The sequence below is a fragment of the Pseudonocardia humida genome, assembly GCF_023898865.1.
Classification (GTDB): Bacteria; Actinomycetota; Actinomycetes; order Mycobacteriales; family Pseudonocardiaceae; genus Pseudonocardia; species Pseudonocardia humida.
This window is the reverse complement of the sequence record NZ_JAGSOV010000015.1, coordinates 96,542-115,662: the sequence shown is the minus strand read 5'-3', so window position 1 is coordinate 115,662 and position 19,121 is coordinate 96,542. Positions and strand designations below refer to the sequence as shown.

Here is a 19,121-nt window from a genome sequence, read left to right as displayed (position 1 = left end):
GTGGAGGTGCCCGATGGGTGAAGTGGCTGCACACCTGGCGATGTCGCTGGACGGTTTCATCGCCGACCCCGACGACGGCTGCGACGACCTGTTCGGCTTCTACGGCAGCGGCGACGTGCCGGTGAAGCTGAGCGAGGGCTTCCCCGAGCTGCGCGTCTCCCAGACCACGGCCGACCTGCTGACCGGCGAGGTGGCCGGTGCCGGCGCGACGGTGGTCGGCCGCAGGCTCTACGACATCACCAACGGCTGGGACGGCCACCCCGGCGGCGAGGTGCCGATGGTCGTGCTGACCCACCGCCCGCCGTCGGACTGGCCGCGCGGCGGCGTGCCGATCCACTTCGAGACCTCGGTGGAGGCCGCCGTCGCGAGGGCGCGCGAGCTGGCCGGCGACCGGGACGTCGCCATCGCGGGCGCCACCGTGACCCGCGGCTGCCTCGACGCCGGTCTGCTGGACATCATCCAGGTCAGCCTGGTGCCGGTGATCCTCGGCGCCGGGATCCCGTGGCTGGCCGGCACCCGCGGGCCGGTGCGGCTGTCCGACCCGGAGGTGCTCGAGGACCGGGGCGTCACCCACCTGCGGTACCGCGTCCGCAGGTAGCGCTCGGCACACCGGGTCACCCCGCATCGCGGCGGTCGAGGGCGAACGCCCCGGCGGCGAGCGCGGCGACCACCCACACGACCGCGGCGGCGGCCGCGCCGACGGGTGAGAGCAGGTACGGGTGGTCGGCGCCCGCGAGCTGCGGTGCCAGGTTCGGGATGAGGATCGACGCGAGGAGCAGGTGCAGCGTCGTCGGCAGGGCGTGCGCGAACATCGGCACGACCAGGCCGAGACCGCCCAGGGTCACCAGCGTCGCCGCGGTCGAGCGCAGCACTGCCCCCAGCCCCAGCGCCACGGCGCTGGTGGTCAGCACGACGAGCGCCGCGCCGACCACCGTCGGCACCGCGTCGGTCCAGGTCGGCCAGGGGTTGAGCGGCGCGGGGCGGTCACCCAGCAGCACGATGGTCCCCACACAGGACAGCAGCGCGAACAGCAACCCACCGATGGCGCCCACCGTGGCGGCCACCGTCGCCTTCGCACCGAGCAGGAGGCCCCGCTGCGGGACGGCCAGCAGGCCCGGGCCGATGGACCCGGTGGTGTACTCGCTCGTGATCACCATGGCGCCGATCGACCCGATCAGGAAGCCGACGAACGGCATGACCGCCACCGTCGGGTCGGCCGCCTCGAAGGCCGCCCGCTCCGCCGGTGCCGCCCGGTCGTAGTCCTGGACCAGGAGGGCCAGGACGGTCAGCCCGAGCAGCGTCGCCGCCGCGGCGCCGGCCAGGAGCGCGTAGGTCGTCCGGACGGTCCGCAGCTTCATCCACTCGGCGGCCACCGCGTCCCGGAAGGCGGGCGGGCGCGGGGCGGTCGGGGCCGCGGTGTCGTCGACGATCGTGGTGGTCGTCATCGTGTCGTCCTCTCCGCGACGGCCCGGTACTCGGCCGCGTCGCCGGTCATCTCCAGGTAGACCTCCTCGAGCGTGGCGCTGCGCGGCGTCAGCCCGTGCAGGGGGATCGAGGCCGCCGCCGCGGCGTCGCCGATGGTGGGTGCGTCCACGCCCACCGCCACGAGCCCGCCGTCGCCGTCGGCCGTGACCGAGGCGCCGAGTCCGGTCAGGACGACGGCGAGGTCGGCCGCCCGCGGCGACCGCACGAGCACGTCGCGCCCGGACCGGGCGCGCACCTGCTCCATCGAGGTCTCGGCGAGCAGCCGGCCCCGGCCGATGATCAGCACGTGGTCGACGGTGAGCGCCATCTCGCTCATCAGGTGGCTGGACAGCAGGACGGTGCGGCCCTCCGCGGCCAGGGACCGCAGCGTGGAGCGGATCCACCGGATGCCGGCCGCGTCCAGCCCGTTGACCGGCTCGTCGAGCAGGACCACGGCCGGGTCGCCGAGCAGCGCCGCGGCGATCCCGAGGCGCTGGCGCATGCCGAGCGAGAACCCGCCGACGCGCTTGTGCGCCACGTCGGCCAGGCCGACCCGCTCCAGCACCGCCGCCACCCGGGACCCGCCGATGCCGTTGCTGCGGGCCAGGCAGGCGAGGTGGTGGAAGGCGGTGCGGCCGGGGTGGGCGGTGTCGGCGTCGAGCACGGCGCCCACCTCGTGCAGCGGGCGGCGGATCCGCTCGTACCGGCGCCCGCCGATCAGCGCTTCGCCGGACGTCGGGCGGTGCAGGCCCAGGATGATGCGCAGCGTGGTGGACTTGCCCGCCCCGTTGGGGCCGAGGAACCCGGTCACCACTCCCGGACGGACGTCGAAGGACAGCCGGTCGACGGCCGCCGTCGGCCCGTACCGCTTGGTCAGCTCCCGCACTGAGATCACCGGGGAATCGTCGCCGACGCCGGGGCTCCGCCGCGTCTGACCAGGGTCGGAGATCGCATGTCCTACCACGGTCAGACGCGCCGGGAGGGCGACCCCGTCTAGCGTGATCGCATGCCTTCCCGGCCCTCCGGATCCGACCTGCGCGCGGCCGCCGTGGACACCGCGGTCGCCGTCGCGCTGGCCGTCCTGGCCGCCTCCACCCCGCTCGACCCGCCCGGTCCGGCTTTCGCCGGTCCGGCGTGGGTGGCGTGGGTGGCGGGCGCGGCGGTGGGACTCCCGCTGGCGGTCCGCAGGCGGTGGCCCGTGGCGGTGCTCGCCTGGGTCGCGGGGGCCGCGGCGGTGGCCACCGCGGTCGGCGCCGTGGGGCTCGGGGCCATCTCGATGACGTACGCGCCCGTCGCGCTGGCGCTCTACACCGTGGCCTCCGCGTCCGGCCGCGTCGCCGCCGGCGCGGCCCTGGTCGGCGCACTGGTCGCGCCGTCGGTCACCATCCCGTGGCTCTACGACCGGGCCCGGATCGGCGCGGCCGACACGTCCGCCAGCGAGGTGCCGCTGTGGTGGCAGGTCGAGCTCGGCGTGGTCACCGTGATGGTCACCGCCGCCTGGGCCGTGGGCTGGACGGTCCGGTGGCGGCGGGCGGTCCGGGCCGAGGCCGCCCAGCGGCTCGCCCAGGACGCGGTGGCCGCCGAGCGGCTGCGGATCGCCCGGGAGCTGCACGACATCGTCGGGCACAGCATGAGCCTGATCGCGGTGAAGGCCACCGTGGCCAACCACATCGCCGACGAGCGGCCCGCCGAGACCCGAGCCGCCCTCGTGACCATCGAGCGGACCAGCCGGGCCGCGCTCACCGAGATCCGCAGGCTGCTCGGCGTCCTCCGGCCGGACACCGATCCCGGACCGGGACCGGCCGCCGAGTTCGTCCCGGCTCCCGGCTCCGCCGACCTGCCCGACCTCGCCGACCGGCTGCGCTCCACCGGCCTGCGGATCGATCTGCGCCTCGACGGTGCCGACGACCTGCCCGAAGCCGTCGACCTCACCGTCTTCCGCATCGTCCAGGAGGCCCTCACCAACGTGGTGAAGCACGCCGACGCCGGCCACTGCCGCGTCGTGGTGGGCGCCGCCGGGGGCAGCGTGCGCATCGACGTCCTGGACGACGGCCACGCGCAGCGCACGTCCGGCCGGCGGCCCGCCGGGCAGGGCCTCATCGGCATGCGCGAGCGCGTGGCGATGTACGGCGGCACCCTGGACGCTGGCCCCCGTCCCGGGGGCGGGTTCCAGGTGGTCGCCGAGATCCCCTACGCCGCGGCGGAGCAGACGGCATGACCGGGCCGCCGTCACCCGCGGACATCGGGGTGCTCCTCGTCGACGACCACCCCCTCCTGCGGGAGAGCTTCCGGGCCCTGCTGGAGGCGTCGCCGGGCTTCGCCCCGGTCGGCGAGGCCGGCACCGGCGCCGAGGCGGTGCGGCTGGCCCGCCTGCACCGGCCCGACGTGGTGCTGATGGACGTCCGGATGCCGGAGATGGACGGCATCGAGGCGACCCGGCGGATCTGCGCGGAGCCGGAGACCGCGGCCGTGCGCGTGCTCATCCTGACCACGTTCGACCTCGACGACTACGTCTACGCGGCCCTGCGCGCCGGGGCCAGCGGGTTCCTGGTCAAGGACGCCACGGCCGCCGAGCTGCTGGCCGGCATCCGGGTGGTCGCCGCGGGCGAGGCGCTGCTGGCGCCCCGGGTCACCCGGCGGCTGATCGCCGCGTTCGCCGGGCATGCCCCGCCCGCCTCCGCCGCCCCGCCCGAGCTGGGGCCGGTCACCGAGCGGGAGCGCGAGGTGCTGGTCCTGATCGCCCGCGGGCTGTCCAACACCGAGATCGCCCAGCACCTGCACGTGACGATAGGCACCGTGAAGACCCACATCGGGCGCCTGCTCGGCAAGCTGGGCGCGCGGGACCGGGCGCAGCTGGTGATCACCGCGTACGAGAGCGGTCTGGTGGTTCCGGTGCCGCGGTGAGCGCGCTGCGCGTGGACCTGCGTTTATTCCGGTCGCGGGCGCCCCGCGGTCGTGATCGTGCCCACGCCGGGGGAGTCGACCGGGGCTGTCGTGGCGACCTACTGTTCGGGTCATGGTCGACCTGCCGCCGCCCGTGGTTCCGCAGTCCGACACCGTTCCGGCCGACCCGGCCCCGACCCCCACCGCGCTGCGCCGGGCGCTGCGCCGAGCGCGCGACGGCGCCGCCCTCGACGTCACCGAGGCCGCGGTCCTGATCGGCGCGCGCGGCGAGCACCTCGACGAGCTGCTGGCGATCGCCTCCCGCGTGCGCGACGCCGGGCTGGTCGCCGAAGGTCGCCCCGGGGTGGTGACCTACTCCCGCAAGGTCTTCATCCCGCTCACCCGGCTCTGCCGCGACCGCTGCCACTACTGCACGTTCGCGACGGTCCCGCACCGGCTGCCTGCCGCGTTCCTGGAGCGCGACGAGGTGCTGGAGATCGCCAGGGCCGGAGCGGCGCAGGGCTGCAAGGAAGCGCTGTTCACCCTCGGCGACCGGCCGGAGGACCGCTGGCCCGCGGCCCGGCAGTGGCTCGACGAGCGCGGCTACGACTCCACCCTCGACTACGTGCGCGCGTGCGCGATCGCGGTGCTGGAGGAGACCGGGTTGCTGCCGCACCTCAACCCGGGGGTGCTGAGCTGGGCCGAGCTGACCAGGCTCAAGCCGGTCGCGCCGAGCATGGGCATGATGCTGGAGACCACGGCCGGGCGGCTGTGGAGCCAGCCGGGCGGGCCGCACTACGGCAGCCCCGACAAGGACCCCGCGGTCCGGCTGCGCACGCTGACCGACGCCGGCCGGGTGGGCGTGCCCTTCACGACCGGCATCCTGATCGGCATCGGCGAGACCCGCACCGAGCGGGCCGACTCGCTGTTCGCGATCCGCTCGGCCGCCCGCGCGCACGGGCACATCCAGGAAGTCATCGTGCAGAACTTCCGGGCCAAGCCGGACACCGCGATGCGCAACGAGCCCGACGCGTCGCTGGTCGAGCTGGCCGCCACCATCGCCGTCGCCCGGTTGGTGCTGGGGCCGGGGATGCGCCTGCAGGCCCCGCCGAACCTGGTGGGTGAGGAGTTCGCGCTGATGCTGCGGGCCGGCATCGACGACTGGGGCGGGGTCTCCCCGGTCACCGCCGACCACGTCAACCCCGAGCGCCCGTGGCCGGCCATCGACGAGCTGGCCACCCGCTCGGCCGCGGCCGGGTTCACCCTGCGCGAGCGGCTGACGGCCTACCCGAAGTACGTGCGGGCCGGCTCGCCGTGGATCGACACCCGGCTGCACGCCCACGTGGCCGCGCTGGCCGAGGCCGCGACCGGGCTGGCCGACGAGGGCGCCGAGGTCGTCGGCCGGCCGTGGCAGGAGCCCGACGGCGGCTTCGCCTCCAGCGGGCGCACCGACCTGCACACCGCCATCGACGACGAGGGCCGCACCGACGACCGCCGCGGCGACTTCGACTCCGTCTACGGCGACTGGGACGCCCTGCGCGACGAGCTGGCCGCCACCCGCCAGGCCGCCCCCGAGCGCCTCGACGCCGACGTCCGGGCCGGGCTGCGGCTCGCCGGGTCGGACCCGGCCGCGCTGCTCGACCCGGCCAACCACACCGCCGCGATGGCGCTGATCCTGGCCGACGGTCCGGCGCTGGAGGAGCTGACCGGGCTGGCCGACGCGCTGCGCGCCCAGGTCGTCGGCGACGACGTCACCTACGTGGTCAACCGCAACATCAACTTCTCGAACGTCTGCTACGTGGGCTGCCGGTTCTGCGCGTTCGCCCAGCGCGAGCGCGACGCCGACGCCTTCCGGCTGTCGCTGGACGAGGTCACCGCGCGGGCCGTGGAGGCCGCCGCCGACGGCGCCACCGAGATCTGCGTGCAGGGCGGCATCGACCCGCAGCTCCCGGTCACCTTCTACGCCGACCTGGTCCGATCGGTGAAGGCCGCCGTGCCCGACATGCACGTGCACGCGTTCTCCCCGATGGAGATCGTCAGCGCCGCGGCCAAGGCCGGGGTGTCGGTCCGGGAGTGGCTCACCGAGCTGCGCGACGCCGGGCTGGGCTCCATCCCCGGAACGGCCGCGGAGATCCTCGACGACGAGGTCCGCTGGGTGCTGACCAAGGGCAAGCTGCCGGCCGCGCAGTGGATCGAGGTGGTCACCACCGCGCACGAGCTGGGCATCGCGTCGTCCTCGACGATGATGTACGGCCACGTCGACGAGCCCCGCCACTGGCTCGGGCACCTGCGCACGCTCGCGGCCCTGCAGGACCGGACGGGCGGCCTCACCGAGTTCGTGCCGCTGCCGTTCGTGCACCAGCACGCCCCGATCTACCTGGCCGGCCTGGCCCGCCCGGGCCCCACCGAGCGCGACAACCGGGCCGTGCACGCGTTCGCCCGGCTGGCCCTGCACGGGCGCATCGACCACATCCAGTGCTCGTGGGTGAAGCTCGGCGACGACCTCGCGGCGCGGGTCCTGCGGGGCGGCGCCGACGACATGGGCGGCACGCTGATGGAGGAGACGATCAGCCGGATGGCCGGCTCGGAGAACGGCTCGGCCCGCTCGGTCGCCGAGCTGGCCGCGATCGCGACCGCCGCGGGCCGCCCGGTCCGCCAGCGCACCACCACCTACCGGGGCGAGCCGTCGCGGGTCGAGCCGGCCCCCGGCACCGCCCCCCGCCTCCTCCCCCTCACCCCAGCCTGACGCTCTCTCCCGCCCGCCCCGAGTTCAGGAAAGCCACGATGCTGCCCTCTGGGTTCAGCATCGTGGCCTTCCTGAACCCAACGGGGTGGGGGCGACCCGCGCGTGGGGTCAGGTCAAGCCGGCGATGATCTCGGCGACGCGGGCGGGCTGCTGGGCGTGCAGGTCGTGGTCGTCTCCGGGGAACTCCACCAGCTCGCCGTCCGCCAGGGCGGCGAGGGCCTCGGCGACCTGCTGGTGCTTGCGCGGCGGGCCGGCGGGGGAGAAGGCGGCGAGCAGCCGGACCGGGCAGCGGACCAGGCCGTACAGCGACCGCGGCCGGTGGCGCAGCATGCTGCCGAGGATCGCGCGGTGCCGCTCGCGGTCCAGCCGCGGGGTGACGGTGCCGTCCTCGCGTTCGCGCAGGTTGCCCATCGCGGCCTCGACCGCCGCCTCGGTCCACCCCGGGTGGCCCTCGCGCATGCTCTCGCGCAGCGCCTCGGCGCCGACCCCGTCGAACCGGGGCGGGGCGAGCATCCCCCACGCGTCGTCCAGGGTCGGCCACTGGTCGCCCAGGTGCAGCCACCCGCCTTCCACCAGCGCCAGTCCGTGGACCAGGTCGGGGCGGTCGGTGGCGAGCTGCAGGGCGATGTTGGCGCCCCACGAGTGACCGGCCACCACCGGCGCGGACCAGCCGAGGTCGGCGCAGACGGCGTCCAGGTCCTGCGCCGCGGTCCGGGTGGGGTCGGTGGGGGGCGCGTCCGGGTCGTCGGTGTCGGTGTCCGGGACGTCGGCGGACGCGCCGTGCCCGCGCAGGTCGACCGCGAGCACCGGGTGCCCGGCGGCGGCGAGGTGCCCGGCGACGCCGTCCCACAACCGGGCGTTGGACGAGAGCCCGTGCACGAGCACCACCGGTCGGGCGGAGCCGTCGGGCCAGGACCGGGCGCTGAGCGCCACCGGCCCGGCGTCCACTGCGATCACTTCGGGCCGGTCCACGAGCGGACAGCCTATGGGCCGCTCGGTCGGGGCATCCCGTGCGGGACCTCGTCGCGCCGGCCGCCCGCCCGCTCCCCGACCCGGTGTCAGGAAAGCCACCATCAGGACGTCCGGCGTCCTGATGGTGGCTTTCCTGACGTCAGGGGGCGCGGGGCGCGGGGCGTAGCGTGGACGGCATGGGCGTGCTGGGCGAGATGTTCCCCGGGCCGAGGATCCGCGACGAGTCCGCCGAGGCGGGCGACGGCGAGCAGCCGTGGCGGCTGGGCCCGATCGACCTGGACAACAACGTCGTCGAGGTGCACCGCGGTGGCGACGCCGAGCCGGTGCCGCCGACGCCGGGCGCCGACGTCCGGTCGGCGGTCCCCGGCGACGGCGCCCCCGGGGAAATCGCTCAGCGGGGCTGAGAGAATCGGCGCCATGACCGCCGCCTCCGACCGCCGCCCGCGGGTGCTCTCCGGCATCCAGCCGACCGCGGACTCGTTCCACCTGGGCAACTACCTCGGCGCGGTCCGCCAGTGGGTCGGCCTGCAGGACGACCACGACGCCTTCTACTTCGTGCCCGACCTGCACGCCATCACCGTCGAGCACGACCCGAAGACGCTGGCCCACCGCACCCGCAACGCCGCGGCGCAGCTGCTGGCCCTGGGCCTCGACCCCGACCGCTGCACGCTGTTCGTCCAGTCGCACGTGCCCGAGCACGCGCAGCTGGCCTGGGTGCTGGGCTGCCTCACCGGGTTCGGCGAGGCCAGCCGGATGACCCAGTTCAAGGACAAGTCGGCCAAGCAGGGCTCCGACCGGGCCACCGTCGGGCTGTTCACCTACCCGATCCTGCAGGCCGCCGACATCCTGCTCTACCAGGCCGACCGGGTCCCGGTGGGCGAGGACCAGCGCCAGCACGTGGAGCTGACGCGCGACCTGGCCCAGCGGTTCAACTCCCGCTTCGGGCGCACGTTCGTGGTGCCCGAGCCCTACATCCTCACCGGGGCGGCCAAGATCCAGGACCTGCAGGACCCGTCGGCCAAGATGAGCAAGTCGGGCTCCAGCCCCGGCGGCATCGTCGACCTGCTCGACGACCCGAAGGCGTCGGCCAAGAAGATCCGCTCCGCGGTCACCGACACCGAGCGGGAGGTCCGCTACGACCCGGTGGCCAAGCCCGGCGTCTCCAACCTGCTGACGATCTACGCGGCGCTCACCGAGCGGAAGGTCTCCGAGCTGGAGGCCGAGTACGCCGGGCGCGGCTACGGCGACCTGAAGAAGGATCTGGCTGACGTCGTCGTCGAATTCACTACTCCGCTCGCCGAACGGGTACGGCTCTATCTGGACGATCCCGCCGAGCTCGACCGGATCCTCGCCCGCGGGGCCACCCGGGCGCGCGAGGTCTCCAGCGCGACGCTGGCCGCCGTCCACGACAGGATCGGCTTCTTGCCACCGACGTAGAGGGGTACCAGCGTGTCCGCACCCGCCGCTGCTGATCACCATGACGCGGAGAAGGGCGCCGGGAAGGGTGGCGGAGCGGACGCGCCGTCCAAGCTGGAGCAGCTGAGGGCGCGCTACCACTGGCTCGACCACGTCATCAAGGCGGGCGGGCGCTACACCGAGCGCCACGGCGACCACTACGCCGCGGCGATCACCTTCTTCAGCGTGCTGTCGCTCGTCCCGCTGATCATGATCGCGTTCGCGGCGGCGGGGTACGTGCTGTTCTTCAACCCGGACCTGCTCGAGGAGCTGAAGGTCTCGATCGCGGAGAACGTGCCGCCCAGCCTGGCCGAGACCATCAACCCGATCATCAACCAGGCCATCGACCAGCGCGACGCGGTCGGCATCTTCGGCCTGATCGGCGCCCTGTACTCCGGGGTCGGGTGGATGTCGAACCTGCGCGAGGCGCTGTCCGAGCAGTGGGCGCAGGTCCCGGAGACCCCGGCCATGCTCAAGCGGCTGCTGTTCGACCTGCTCGCGCTGGGCGGGCTGGGGCTCGCGCTCGTCGGCTCGTTCGGCATCACCGGGTTCGCCTCCGGCTTCGCCACCGACGTGCTCAACATCTGGGGGTTCGGCGACCAGATCTGGGCCGAGGTCCTGCTGCGCGTGCTCGGCATCATCCTCGGCATCACCGCGAACTGGCTGATCTTCCTGTGGGTGATCGCCCGGCTGCCGCGCGAGCACGCGACGCTGCGCAGCGCGGCGAAGGCCGCCCTGCTCGGCGCGGTCGGCTTCGAGATCCTCAAGCAGGTCATGACCATCTACCTGACCTCGGTGACCAGCTCGCCCAGCGGGGCGATCTTCGGGTCGTTCCTGGGCCTGCTGGTGTTCGTGTTCTTCGCCTCGCGCTTCGTGCTGTTCGTGACGGCGTGGGCGGCGACCGCGAAGGAGAACGAGCAGCCGGAGGAGGTCCCGGTGCCGGGGCCCGCGGTGATCCGCCAGGAGGTCGAGGTGCGGTCGGGACCGTCCACCGGCACCGCGGCCGGGCTGCTGGGCGCCGGGCTGCTGGGCGGCCTGCTCGGCGGCCGCCTGCTGCTCGGCCGGAGGCGCTGACCCGGGTCGGGCGTCAGCGCCGGCGCCTGGTCGCGACCAGCGCCGCCACCAGGGCAAGCGCGGCGATCCCGGCCAGGCTGCCCAGCAGGACGAGCACCGCGCCCGCCGACATGCCGGTCGTGGGCGTGGCCGGGCGCGACCCGACCGGCTCCCGGTCCGCGACCGGTGCGGTCGTCGCGGCCGGGGGCGCGGGTGCCCGGTCGACCAGCACGCCGACGGGCGGGGTGCCGACCGGCTGCGCGAAGCCCCAGTCCAGCAGCGTCGCGGCCTGCCGCCACAGCGGTGCCGGCTGGTTCTCGCCGCGCATCACCGCCACCACCAGCCGTCGGCCGTCGCGCTGGGCCGCGCTGACCACGGTGTGCCGGGCGGCATCGGTGAAGCCGGTCTTGCTGCCCAGGGAGCCGGGGTAGCCGGTCAGCAGCCGGCTGGAGTTGAACAGCTCGAACGCGGGGTGCTCGGCGTCGTAGCCGGGGAAGAGCACCGACGGGGTGGCGATCGTCGTGGCGAAGAGCGGGTCGCGCATCGCCACCCGGTACAGCAGCGCCACGTCGTACGCCGAGGACGACATGCCCGGTCCGTCCAGGCCCGACGGGGTGGCCGGACGGGTGTCCAGCGCGCCCAGCTCGCGGGCCAGCGCCGCCATCCGGGCCACCGCGGCTGCGTCGCCGCCGAGCACCCTGGCCAGCGCCTGCGCGGTGTCGTTGCCGGAGTTGAGCAGCAGCCCGTGCAGCAGCTCGCGCACCGTGTAGCGCCCGCCGGGGCCGATGCCGGCCTTGCTGCCGACGACGCGCAGGTCCTCCGGCGTGCCGTCGACGACGAGGTCGGGGTCGAGGTCGCGCAGCACGACCAGCGCGGTGAGCACCTTCAGCGTGGACGCCGGGCGGTGCCGGGCGTGCGGGGCCCGGGTGGCCAGGATCCCGCCGGTGTCGAGGTCGGCCAGCACGAACGAGGCGGCGGCGATCACCGGCAGCGGCGCGGCCGTCGCCGCGATCTCCCCGCAGCCCAGCGACGGCCCGCCGACCGGCTCGTCCGGGACCGGCAGGGGCAGGGGCGCGGGCGCGGCCGACTCCTCGTCGGCGGGAGGGGGTGGCGGGACCACCTGATCGGGGCACGCCGCGGCCGGGGCGGCGGCGGAGATCGCGGGCGCGGCGACCGCCTCGACGGGGTGGGCGGCGCCGGTCACCGCACCGAGGGCCGCCACGATCGCCAGTACCGCGGCCCGTCGCACGCCGCCGACTCTACGGGCGGGCCGTCGCCCCCGGGGCCGCCGGCCTGGACACCCCCGACCACGGAACGTACTCGCGGGTGGTCGCGCTGCGCAGTGATCCGTTGACATGGGGTGACATCGCCGTCACGGACCGGAGCCGACGATTCGGTCACGCCGGTAGGTCGTTCACGTGAACCGGGCGGGACGTCGGTTACGTTGCCCGACGTCGTCGTGCCGGTGGTCATCGGGGCCGGTCGGAACAGGAGCTTGTGATCCATGCGGATGAGACGAGGATTCGTGTTGGCGGCCGCCGTGCTGACCAGCGCGCTGGTGCTCGTGGGCTGTGCCCGTGACACCGGGACCACCGAGCCCGCGGGTGGCGGTGGCACCAGCGGTGAGCAGTGCGCGCGCAACCCCGCGCCCACCGGCGGTGCCGCCGCGGCCACCCCGGCCCCGGCGCAGCCCAACGCCGACGGCAGCGGCCTGAAGGTCGGGCTGGCCTACGACATCGGCGGACGCGGCGACGGCTCGTTCAACGACGCCGCCGCGGCCGGCCTGGAGAAGGCGATCGCCGACCTCGGCGTGGCCCCCGGCAACGTCAAGGAGCTCGCGGCCGCGGCCAACGAGAGCGAGGACGCCGCCGCCACCCGGCTGCGCCAGCTGGTCTCCGAGGGCTTCAACCCGATCATCGCGGTGGGCTTCAAGTACGCCACCGCGCTGGGCGTGGTCGCCGCCGAGGCCCCGCAGGTGCAGTTCGCGATCGTCGACGACAGCTCCGTCGAGCTGCCGAACGTGACGCCGCTGATCTTCGCCGAGGAGCAGGGCTCGTTCCTGGTCGGCGCGGCCGCCGCGCTCAAGACCACCACCTGCAAGATCGGCTTCGTGGGTGGCGTCGAGCAGCCGCTGATCCAGAAGTTCGAGGCGGGCTACGTGCAGGGCGCCAAGGCCGTCGCGCCGGACATCGAGGTCGACGTCAAGTACCTCAGCCCGGCGGGCGACTTCACCGGCTTCAACGACCCGGCCAAGGGCCAGGTCGTGGCCGGGGGTGAGCTCGACGGCGGCGCGGACATCATCTACCACGCCGCCGGCGCGTCGGGGCAGGGCGTGTTCCAGGCCGTCAAGGCCGCGAACAAGCTGGCCATCGGGGTCGACTCCGACCAGTACAACATCCCGTCCTACGCGGACACCAGGGACATCATCATGACCTCGATGCTCAAGCGCGTCGACGTCGCGGTGTTCGACTACATCAACGCCGTCGCGGCCGCCGACCTGAGCACGCTGCCCGAGATCTTCGACCTCAAGGTCGACGGCGTCGGCTACGCCACCTCAGGCGGCAAGGTCGACGACATCGTGCCCGACCTCGACGCCTACAAGTCGGCGATCATCTCCGGCAGCATCACGGTCGAGACGACGCCCTCGTCCTGACCGGCAGTCCGTGATCGGGGGGCCGGGGTCCGCGCGACCCCGGCCCCCCGACCCGGATGGAAGGGTGGCCCGATGGTCGGATCCGACACCGGGACCGACGCCGAGTTCGCCGTGGAGCTGACCGGGATCACGAAGCGGTTCCCCGGCGTGGTCGCCAACAGCGACATCCACCTGAGCGTGCGCCGCGGCGAGGTGCACGCGCTGTGCGGTGAGAACGGCGCCGGCAAGTCCACCCTGATGAAGATCCTCTACGGGATGCAGCAGCCCGACGAGGGCACGATCGCCGTCGACGGGAAGCCGGTGCGCTTCCGCTCGCCGTCCGACGCGATCAGGGCGGGCATCGGCATGGTGCACCAGCACTTCATGCTCGCCGACAACCTGACCGTGCTGGAGAACGTGGTGCTCGGGGCGGAGGCCATGCACGGGATCGGCGCGAAGGCGCGGAAGCGCATCGCCGAGCTGTCCCGCACGGTCGGCCTCGACGTCGGCCACGACGTGCTCGTCGAGCGCCTCGGGGTGGCCGACCGGCAGCGCGTGGAGATCCTCAAGGTGCTCTACCGCGGCGCCCGCACGGTCATCCTGGACGAGCCCACCGCGGTGCTGGTGCCCCAGGAGGTCGAGGAGCTGTTCGAGACCGTGCGGAACATGCGGTCGGAGGGCTTCACCTTCCTGTTCATCTCCCACAAGCTCGACGAGGTCCGGGCCATCGCCGACTCGATCACGGTGATCCGCCGCGGCACCTCGGTCGGCACCGCCGACCCGCACACCGTCACCACCCGCCAGCTGGCCGAGATGATGGTCGGCAGCGAGCTGCCCACGCCGAGCACCACCGACTCCACCGTCACCGACCGGGAGGTGCTGCGGGTCTCCGGCCTGCAGCTGCCCGGCGAGGCCGGGGGGCGCGCGCTGCTGGCCGACGTCGACCTGGTGGTGCGCGCGGGCGAGGTGCTGGGCATCGCCGGCGTCGAGGGCAACGGCCAGACCGAGCTCGTCGAGACGATCATGGGGATGCGTCGGGCGGCGTCCGGCACGATCACCCTCTCCGGCACCGACATCAGCCGGGCCACCACGCTGCAGCGCCGCGAGGCCGGCATCGGCTACATCCCCGAGGACCGCACCCGGCACGGCCTGCTGGCCACCCAGCCGCTGTGGGTCAACCGCATCCTCGGCCACCAGAGCCGCCCGCCGGTGTCGCGCGGCGGCCCGCTCGGCCTGCTCGACCGGGCCGCGGCCCGCCGCGACACCGAGCGGATCGTGCGCGAGTTCGACGTGCGCACCCCCGGCGTCGACGTGCCGGCGGCCGCGCTGTCGGGCGGCAACCAGCAGAAGCTGGTGGTCGGCCGCGAGCTCTCCGGCGACCCGGTGCTGCTGATCGCCTCGCACCCCACCCGCGGCGTCGACGTCGGCGCCCAGGCGGGCATCTGGGCCGAGCTGCGCCGGGCCCGCGCCGCCGGGCTGGCCGTGCTGCTGATCAGCGCCGACCTCGACGAGCTGATCGGCCTGTCGGACACGATCAAGGTCATGCTGCGCGGGCGGCTGGTGGCCGACGCCGACCCGGCCACGGTGACCCCCGAGGAGCTGGGCTCGGCGATGACCGGCGCCGGCGGGCAGCCCGGTGGCGCCGGGGCGCCGCCCGAGCCGCCGCCCGATCCCCACCCGGACGACGGTGTCGACGACGGTGCGGGCGGCGGGCGCCACCGCGCCGCGGACGGGACCGGGGGCACGCAGGAGCCGAGGACGGGAGAGAGCACGGCATGACGCGCGTCCGCACGGTGCTGCTCCCCCCGGCGCTGGCCATCGTCTTCGCCGCGCTGCTCTGCGCGGTCGCGCTGCTGATCAGCGGCGACTCGCCGCTCACCGCGCTGCGGGTGATGATCACCCAGGTCGGCGAGGGCACCACCGCGATCGACATCCTCAACAGCGGCGCCATCTACTACATCGCCGGGCTGGCCGTGGCGATCGGCTTCCAGATGAAGCTGTTCAACATCGGCATCGAGGGCCAGTACCGGCTGGCCGCGTGCGTCGCGGCCATCGTCGGCGGCACGCTGGTGCTGCCGCCGGTGCTGCACACGATCGTCATCCTGCTGGTCGCGATGGTGGTCGGCGCGGCGTGGGCCGGGATCGCCGCGCTGCTCAAGGCGTTCCGCGGGGTCAGCGAGGTCATCTCGACGATCATGCTGAACTTCCTGGCCACCGGCCTGATCGCGTTCCTGATCCGGCCCGACTCGTTCGGCGTGCTGCGCGGCAACAACATCTCCACCGACCCGATCCCGCCCAGCGGCCAGTTCCCCGGCATCTCCTTCGGCTCGAGCGGGACGCTGTTCGGGATGGTGTTCGTGGCCGCGCTGCTCGGCCTGGGCTACGCGTTCCTGCTCGACCGCACCCGCTTCGGCTTCGAGCTCAAGGCGTCCGGCGAGTCCGACACCGCGGCCACCGCGGGCGGCGTGAACGCCCGCCGGATGACGATCATCGCGCTGCTGATGTCCGGCGCGGTCGCCGGCCTGGTCGGGCTGCCCGAGCTGGTCGGGCGCGACTTCGCCTACACGCTGACCTCCCCGCAGGGCTACGGCTTCACCGGCATCGCGGTGGCGCTGCTGGGCCGCAACCACCCGTTCGGCATCGCGCTGGGCGCGCTGCTGTGGGCGTTCCTGGACAAGTCCGCGCTGGCCCTGGACAACGTCGGGGTGCCGAGGGAGATCGTGCTGATCATGCAGGGCTCGGTGGTGCTGTCGGTGGTGGTCGCCTACGAGATCGTGCGCCGCTACGAGCTGGCCGCCGAGCAGCGCCGGGTCGCCGCGCAGCTGCGCGCCGCGTCTGCGGCGCCGGCCGAGGAGGTCAAGGCATGAGCGCGCCAGCGTTCCCCGACGGGGTCGCGCCGAAGGCGCCGGGAGGCACCGCATGACCACCGTGACCGACCGCCCCACCGCGGGCGCGCCCGCGACGAAGGCGACGGGTCGCCGGCGCATCCCGGCGTGGCTGCGGGCGGTGATCGTCGTGGCGATCGGCGTCGGCCTGCTGTCGCTGACCGCCACCCTCACCGGCCAGGTCCAGCTCACCTCGCGCGGCACCACCCAGGCCGCCGTGCTGCTGCTGCTGCCCATCCTGTTCGCCGGCCTCGGCGGGCTGTGGGCCGAGCGCGCCGGCGTGATCAACATCGGGCTCGAGGGCATGATGATCCTCGGCACCTGGGGCGCGGCGTGGGCCGGCTACCAGTGGGGGCCGTGGGCCGCGGTGGTCGGCGGGCTGGTGTTCGGCGCGCTGGGCGGCGCGCTGCACGCCGTCGCGACGGTCACGTTCAACGTCAACCACATCGTCTCCGGCGTCGCGATCACCCTGCTCGGCATGGGCGTCACCAAGTACCTGTCGACGCTGCTGTTCCTTCCGGTGTCGCAGAACCCGCGCCAGTCGCCGCGCGTCGATGGCTTCGAGACGTTCTCGGTGCAGCCGGTTGCCGACGGGCTGCTCGCGGTGGAGCGGGAGCAGCGGGTGCTGCTGTCCGACGTCGCCGGCCTGCTCGGTGGGCTGATCAGCGGCCTGACCCCGCTCATCGTGATCGGCTTCGCGCTGGTCCCGATCAGCTACCTGGTGCTCTGGCGCACCCGGTTCGGGCTGCGGCTGCGCTCCTGCGGGGAGAACCCGGTGGCCGCCGAGTCGCTCGGGGTCAACGTCTACCTGCACAAGTACATCGCGGTCATCGCCTCCGGCGCGCTGGCCGGGCTGGGCGGGGCGGCGCTCGCCCTGAACCCGGGCCAGCTGGGCTACCTGGAGGGCCAGACCGGCGGCCGCGGCTACATCGGCCTGGCCGCCATGATCTTCGGCAACTGGCGCCCCGGCGGGCTGCTGGCCGGCTCGGCGCTGTTCGGCTACGTCGACGGCGTCCAGTTGCGGGCAGGCGGGGAGGCCGTGCACGCGCTGCTCTACGGCGCCACGGTGCTCGCCGTCGGCGTCGCGCTGTGGTGGGCGGCCCGGCGCAACTGGCGCGGCGCGGCCGTCGCCGCGATCGCCGGGGTGCTGGTCTACGCGGTCTACATGACCATCGAGACCGTGCCGCGCGAGTTCGCCGCCTACGCCCCGCAGCTGGTCACGCTGCTGGTGCTGGCGGTCGCCTCGCAGCGGTTGCGACCACCGGCCGCCGACGGCGTCGAGTACCGCAGGGGTGAGGGTGACTAGCGCGAGCACCGACTGGGAGTCCCTCCGGGCCAAGGCCGTCGAGGCCGCCGGATCGGCGTACGCGCCGTACTCCGGCCTGCACGTCGGGGCCGCCGCGGAGTGCGACGACGGGCGGGTCGTCGTCGGCTGCAACGTGGAGAACGCCAGCTACGGCCTGGGGCTGTGCGCGGAGTGCACGATGGCCGGGCAGCTGCGGCTCACCGGTGGCGGCCGGTTCACCGCCGTCGCGTGCCGCTCGGGCTCGGGCGAGCTGCTGATGCCGTGCGGCCGGTGCCGCCAGGTGCTCTACGAGCTCGGCGGCCCCGACTGCCTCATCGACACCCCCCGCGGCGTGCTGCCCATGCGCGACGTCCTCCCCGACGCCTTCGGCCCCGAACAGCTCCCCTGACCCGCACGAGGGCCTCGGCTCGCCCCGCCCGGCCCCCGGCTGGAAGGGTGATCGGGTGGCCGAGCACAGTGCTGTTGAGATCATCGTCGCCAAGCGGGACGGCTCCCGGCTGAGCGACGCCCAGATCGACTGGGTCGTCGACGCCTACACCCGCGGCGACGTCGCCGACGAGCAGATGGCCGCGCTGGCCATGGCGATCCTGCTCAACGGCATGGACCCGGACGAGATCAGCCGGTGGACCGCGGCGATGATCGCCTCCGGGGAGGTCCTCGCGCTGCCCGACGTCGGCCGTCCCCTGGTCGACAAGCACTCCACCGGCGGCGTCGGCGACAAGATCACCCTCCCGCTGGCCCCGCTGGTCGCGGCGTGCGGTGCCGCGGTGCCGCAGCTGTCCGGCCGCGGGCTCGGCCACACCGGCGGCACCCTGGACAAGCTGGAGTCGATCCCGGGCTGGCGGGCGTCGCTGTCGCTGGAGGAGATCAGCGCCCAGCTCGCCGACGTCGGCGCGGTGGTCTGCGCGACCACCCCGACGCTGGCCCCCGCCGACCGCAAGCTCTACGCCCTGCGCGACGTCACCGGCACCGTCGAGTCGATCCCGCTGATCGCCAGCTCGATCATGAGCAAGAAGATCGCCGAGGCCACCGGCGGCCTGGTGCTCGACGTCAAGGTCGGCTCCGGGGCGTTCATGCGCACCCTGGAGCGGGCCAGCGAGCTGGCCGAGACGATGGTGCGCATCGGTGGCGACCACGGCCTGCCCACCGTCGCCCTGCTGACCGACATGTCGGTCCCGCTCGGCCGGGCCGCTGGCAACGCCCTGGAGGTCGCCGAGTCCGTCGAGGTGCTGCGCGGCGGCGGCCCGGCCGACGTCGTCGAGCTGACCGTCGCGCTGGCCCGCGAGATGCTCGCGCTGGCCGGCCTGACCGACGTCGACCCGGCCGCCGTGCTGGCCTCCGGGGAGGCGTACCCGGTGTGGGAGCGCATGATCGCCGCCCAGGGCGGCGACCCCTCGGCCCCGCTGCCCAGGGCCACGCACGTGGAGACGCTCACGGCCGACCGCGCCGGCGTGTTCGCCTGCGACGCGCTCGCCGTCGGCACGGCGGCCTGGCGGCTGGGCGCGGGTCGCGCCCGCAAGGAGGACCCGGTGCAGGCGGCGGCCGGGATCCTGCTGCTGGCCGACGCGGGCGACGAGGTCGAGGCCGGCCAGCCGCTCCTGGAGCTGCACACCGACACCCCCGACGCGGTCGCCTGGGCCCGCGCCGCCCTGGCCGGCGGCGTCGCCGTCGTCGACGCGCCCCCGCCCCGCCCCGACCTCCTCCTCGCCACCGTCCGCTGAGCCG

Annotated in this window: 17 protein-coding genes; 13 read left to right on the top strand and 4 right to left on the bottom strand. The window is 74.4% G+C overall.

Features of this window, described 5'->3' with window-relative positions; all coding sequences use genetic code 11:
- Positions 1-13: 13 nt before the first annotated feature.
- Positions 14-598 (top strand): dihydrofolate reductase family protein, encoded by a 585-nt coding sequence (locus tag KDL28_RS07245; RefSeq protein WP_252436514.1) that lies wholly within the window; start codon positions 14-16, stop codon positions 596-598.
- A 16-nt stretch (positions 599-614) separates the two neighbouring features.
- Here KDL28_RS07245 and KDL28_RS07240 read toward each other — a convergent pair whose 3' ends face one another.
- Positions 615-1,445 carry an ABC transporter permease gene (locus KDL28_RS07240; RefSeq protein WP_252436512.1) on the bottom strand — a complete coding sequence of 277 codons (831 nt, stop codon included), beginning with the start codon at positions 1,443-1,445 and terminating at the stop codon, positions 615-617.
- Positions 1,442-2,359 (bottom strand): ABC transporter ATP-binding protein, encoded by a 918-nt coding sequence (locus KDL28_RS07235; RefSeq protein ID WP_252436510.1) that lies wholly within the window; start codon positions 2,357-2,359, stop codon positions 1,442-1,444. The genes KDL28_RS07240 and KDL28_RS07235 overlap by 4 nt, the downstream gene beginning before the upstream one ends.
- Positions 2,360-2,470: 111 nt before the next feature.
- Here KDL28_RS07235 and KDL28_RS07230 point away from each other — a divergent pair, with 111 nt between their 5' ends.
- The 3 genes from KDL28_RS07230 to KDL28_RS07220 all read left to right on the top strand — a co-directional run bounded on the left by KDL28_RS07230 (position 2,471) and on the right by KDL28_RS07220 (position 7,093).
- The gene (locus KDL28_RS07230) at positions 2,471-3,682 is read left to right on the top strand and encodes a sensor histidine kinase (protein WP_252436508.1); all 1,212 of its coding nucleotides are present in this window, start codon (positions 2,471-2,473) and stop codon (positions 3,680-3,682) included.
- Entirely contained in the window at positions 3,679-4,368 is a 690-nt protein-coding gene (locus tag KDL28_RS07225) for a response regulator (RefSeq protein ID WP_252436507.1), read from the top strand. Before KDL28_RS07230 ends, KDL28_RS07225 begins: the two co-directional genes overlap by 4 nt.
- 112 nt (positions 4,369-4,480) lie before the next feature.
- A complete protein-coding gene (locus tag KDL28_RS07220; protein ID WP_252436505.1) occupies positions 4,481-7,093 on the top strand; it encodes a bifunctional FO biosynthesis protein CofGH in 2,613 nt (870 codons plus the stop codon).
- 108 nt (positions 7,094-7,201) lie between these two features.
- On the opposite strand, the gene KDL28_RS07215 is transcribed toward KDL28_RS07220, so the two are convergent.
- Positions 7,202-8,065, bottom strand: coding sequence for an alpha/beta fold hydrolase (locus KDL28_RS07215; RefSeq protein WP_252436503.1), 864 nt, complete (start codon positions 8,063-8,065; stop codon positions 7,202-7,204).
- A gap of 176 nt (positions 8,066-8,241) precedes the next feature.
- On the opposite strand from KDL28_RS07215, the gene KDL28_RS07210 reads away from it, so the two are divergent.
- The 3 genes from KDL28_RS07210 to yhjD all read left to right on the top strand — a co-directional run bounded on the left by KDL28_RS07210 (position 8,242) and on the right by yhjD (position 10,594).
- Positions 8,242-8,469 (top strand): hypothetical protein, encoded by a 228-nt coding sequence (locus tag KDL28_RS07210; RefSeq protein ID WP_252436502.1) that lies wholly within the window; start codon positions 8,242-8,244, stop codon positions 8,467-8,469.
- A gap of 13 nt (positions 8,470-8,482) precedes the next feature.
- A complete protein-coding gene (gene trpS / locus KDL28_RS07205) occupies positions 8,483-9,502 on the top strand; it encodes a tryptophan--tRNA ligase (RefSeq protein WP_252436500.1) in 1,020 nt (339 codons plus the stop codon).
- Between the two features lie 93 nt (positions 9,503-9,595).
- Positions 9,596-10,594: an inner membrane protein YhjD gene (yhjD, locus tag KDL28_RS07200; protein WP_256501043.1), complete on the top strand. Its 999-nt coding sequence runs from the start codon at positions 9,596-9,598 to the stop codon at positions 10,592-10,594.
- Positions 10,595-10,607: 13 nt separating this feature from the next.
- Here yhjD and KDL28_RS07195 read toward each other — a convergent pair whose 3' ends face one another.
- A complete protein-coding gene (locus KDL28_RS07195) occupies positions 10,608-11,822 on the bottom strand; it encodes a D-alanyl-D-alanine carboxypeptidase family protein (protein ID WP_252436497.1) in 1,215 nt (404 codons plus the stop codon).
- A 255-nt stretch (positions 11,823-12,077) separates the two neighbouring features.
- Here KDL28_RS07195 and KDL28_RS07190 point away from each other — a divergent pair, with 255 nt between their 5' ends.
- The 6 genes from KDL28_RS07190 (at position 12,078) to KDL28_RS07165 (ending at position 19,117) form a co-directional block, all read left to right on the top strand.
- Positions 12,078-13,226 carry a BMP family lipoprotein gene (locus KDL28_RS07190; protein ID WP_252436495.1) on the top strand — a complete coding sequence of 383 codons (1,149 nt, stop codon included), beginning with the start codon at positions 12,078-12,080 and terminating at the stop codon, positions 13,224-13,226.
- A gap of 72 nt (positions 13,227-13,298) precedes the next feature.
- Entirely contained in the window at positions 13,299-14,984 is a 1,686-nt protein-coding gene (locus KDL28_RS07185; RefSeq protein ID WP_252436494.1) for an ABC transporter ATP-binding protein, read from the top strand.
- Positions 14,981-16,072, top strand: coding sequence for an ABC transporter permease (locus tag KDL28_RS07180; RefSeq protein ID WP_252436492.1), 1,092 nt, complete (start codon positions 14,981-14,983; stop codon positions 16,070-16,072). The genes KDL28_RS07185 and KDL28_RS07180 overlap by 4 nt, the downstream gene beginning before the upstream one ends.
- 52 nt (positions 16,073-16,124) lie before the next feature.
- On the top strand, positions 16,125-17,396 hold the full coding sequence (locus tag KDL28_RS07175; protein ID WP_252436491.1) for an ABC transporter permease: 1,272 nt from the start codon (positions 16,125-16,127) through the stop codon (positions 17,394-17,396).
- The gene (locus KDL28_RS07170) at positions 17,389-17,784 is read left to right on the top strand and encodes a cytidine deaminase (RefSeq protein WP_372496903.1); all 396 of its coding nucleotides are present in this window, start codon (positions 17,389-17,391) and stop codon (positions 17,782-17,784) included. Before KDL28_RS07175 ends, KDL28_RS07170 begins: the two co-directional genes overlap by 8 nt.
- 55 nt (positions 17,785-17,839) lie before the next feature.
- The gene (locus KDL28_RS07165) at positions 17,840-19,117 is read left to right on the top strand and encodes a thymidine phosphorylase (protein WP_252436487.1); all 1,278 of its coding nucleotides are present in this window, start codon (positions 17,840-17,842) and stop codon (positions 19,115-19,117) included.
- The last annotated feature ends 4 nt before the right edge of the window (positions 19,118-19,121 follow it).

What these genes read in the sequence shown, in the direction of transcription:
- KDL28_RS07180 (WP_252436492.1), top strand. Translation starts at nt 14,981, where the DNA reads ATGACGCGCGTCCGCACGGTGCTGCTCCCCCCGGCGCTGGCCATCGTC.
- KDL28_RS07240 (WP_252436512.1), bottom strand. Translation starts at nt 1,445, where the DNA reads ATGACGACCACCACGATCGTCGACGACACCGCGGCCCCGACCGCCCCG.
- KDL28_RS07190 (WP_252436495.1), top strand. Translation starts at nt 12,078, where the DNA reads ATGCGGATGAGACGAGGATTCGTGTTGGCGGCCGCCGTGCTGACCAGC.
- trpS (WP_252436500.1), top strand. Translation starts at nt 8,483, where the DNA reads ATGACCGCCGCCTCCGACCGCCGCCCGCGGGTGCTCTCCGGCATCCAG.
- KDL28_RS07225 (WP_252436507.1), top strand. Translation starts at nt 3,679, where the DNA reads ATGACCGGGCCGCCGTCACCCGCGGACATCGGGGTGCTCCTCGTCGAC.
- KDL28_RS07230 (WP_252436508.1), top strand. Translation starts at nt 2,471, where the DNA reads ATGCCTTCCCGGCCCTCCGGATCCGACCTGCGCGCGGCCGCCGTGGAC.
- KDL28_RS07245 (WP_252436514.1), top strand. Translation starts at nt 14, where the DNA reads ATGGGTGAAGTGGCTGCACACCTGGCGATGTCGCTGGACGGTTTCATC.
- KDL28_RS07220 (WP_252436505.1), top strand. Translation starts at nt 4,481, where the DNA reads ATGGTCGACCTGCCGCCGCCCGTGGTTCCGCAGTCCGACACCGTTCCG.
- KDL28_RS07210 (WP_252436502.1), top strand. Translation starts at nt 8,242, where the DNA reads ATGGGCGTGCTGGGCGAGATGTTCCCCGGGCCGAGGATCCGCGACGAG.
- KDL28_RS07175 (WP_252436491.1), top strand. Translation starts at nt 16,125, where the DNA reads ATGACCACCGTGACCGACCGCCCCACCGCGGGCGCGCCCGCGACGAAG.
- KDL28_RS07185 (WP_252436494.1), top strand. Translation starts at nt 13,299, where the DNA reads ATGGTCGGATCCGACACCGGGACCGACGCCGAGTTCGCCGTGGAGCTG.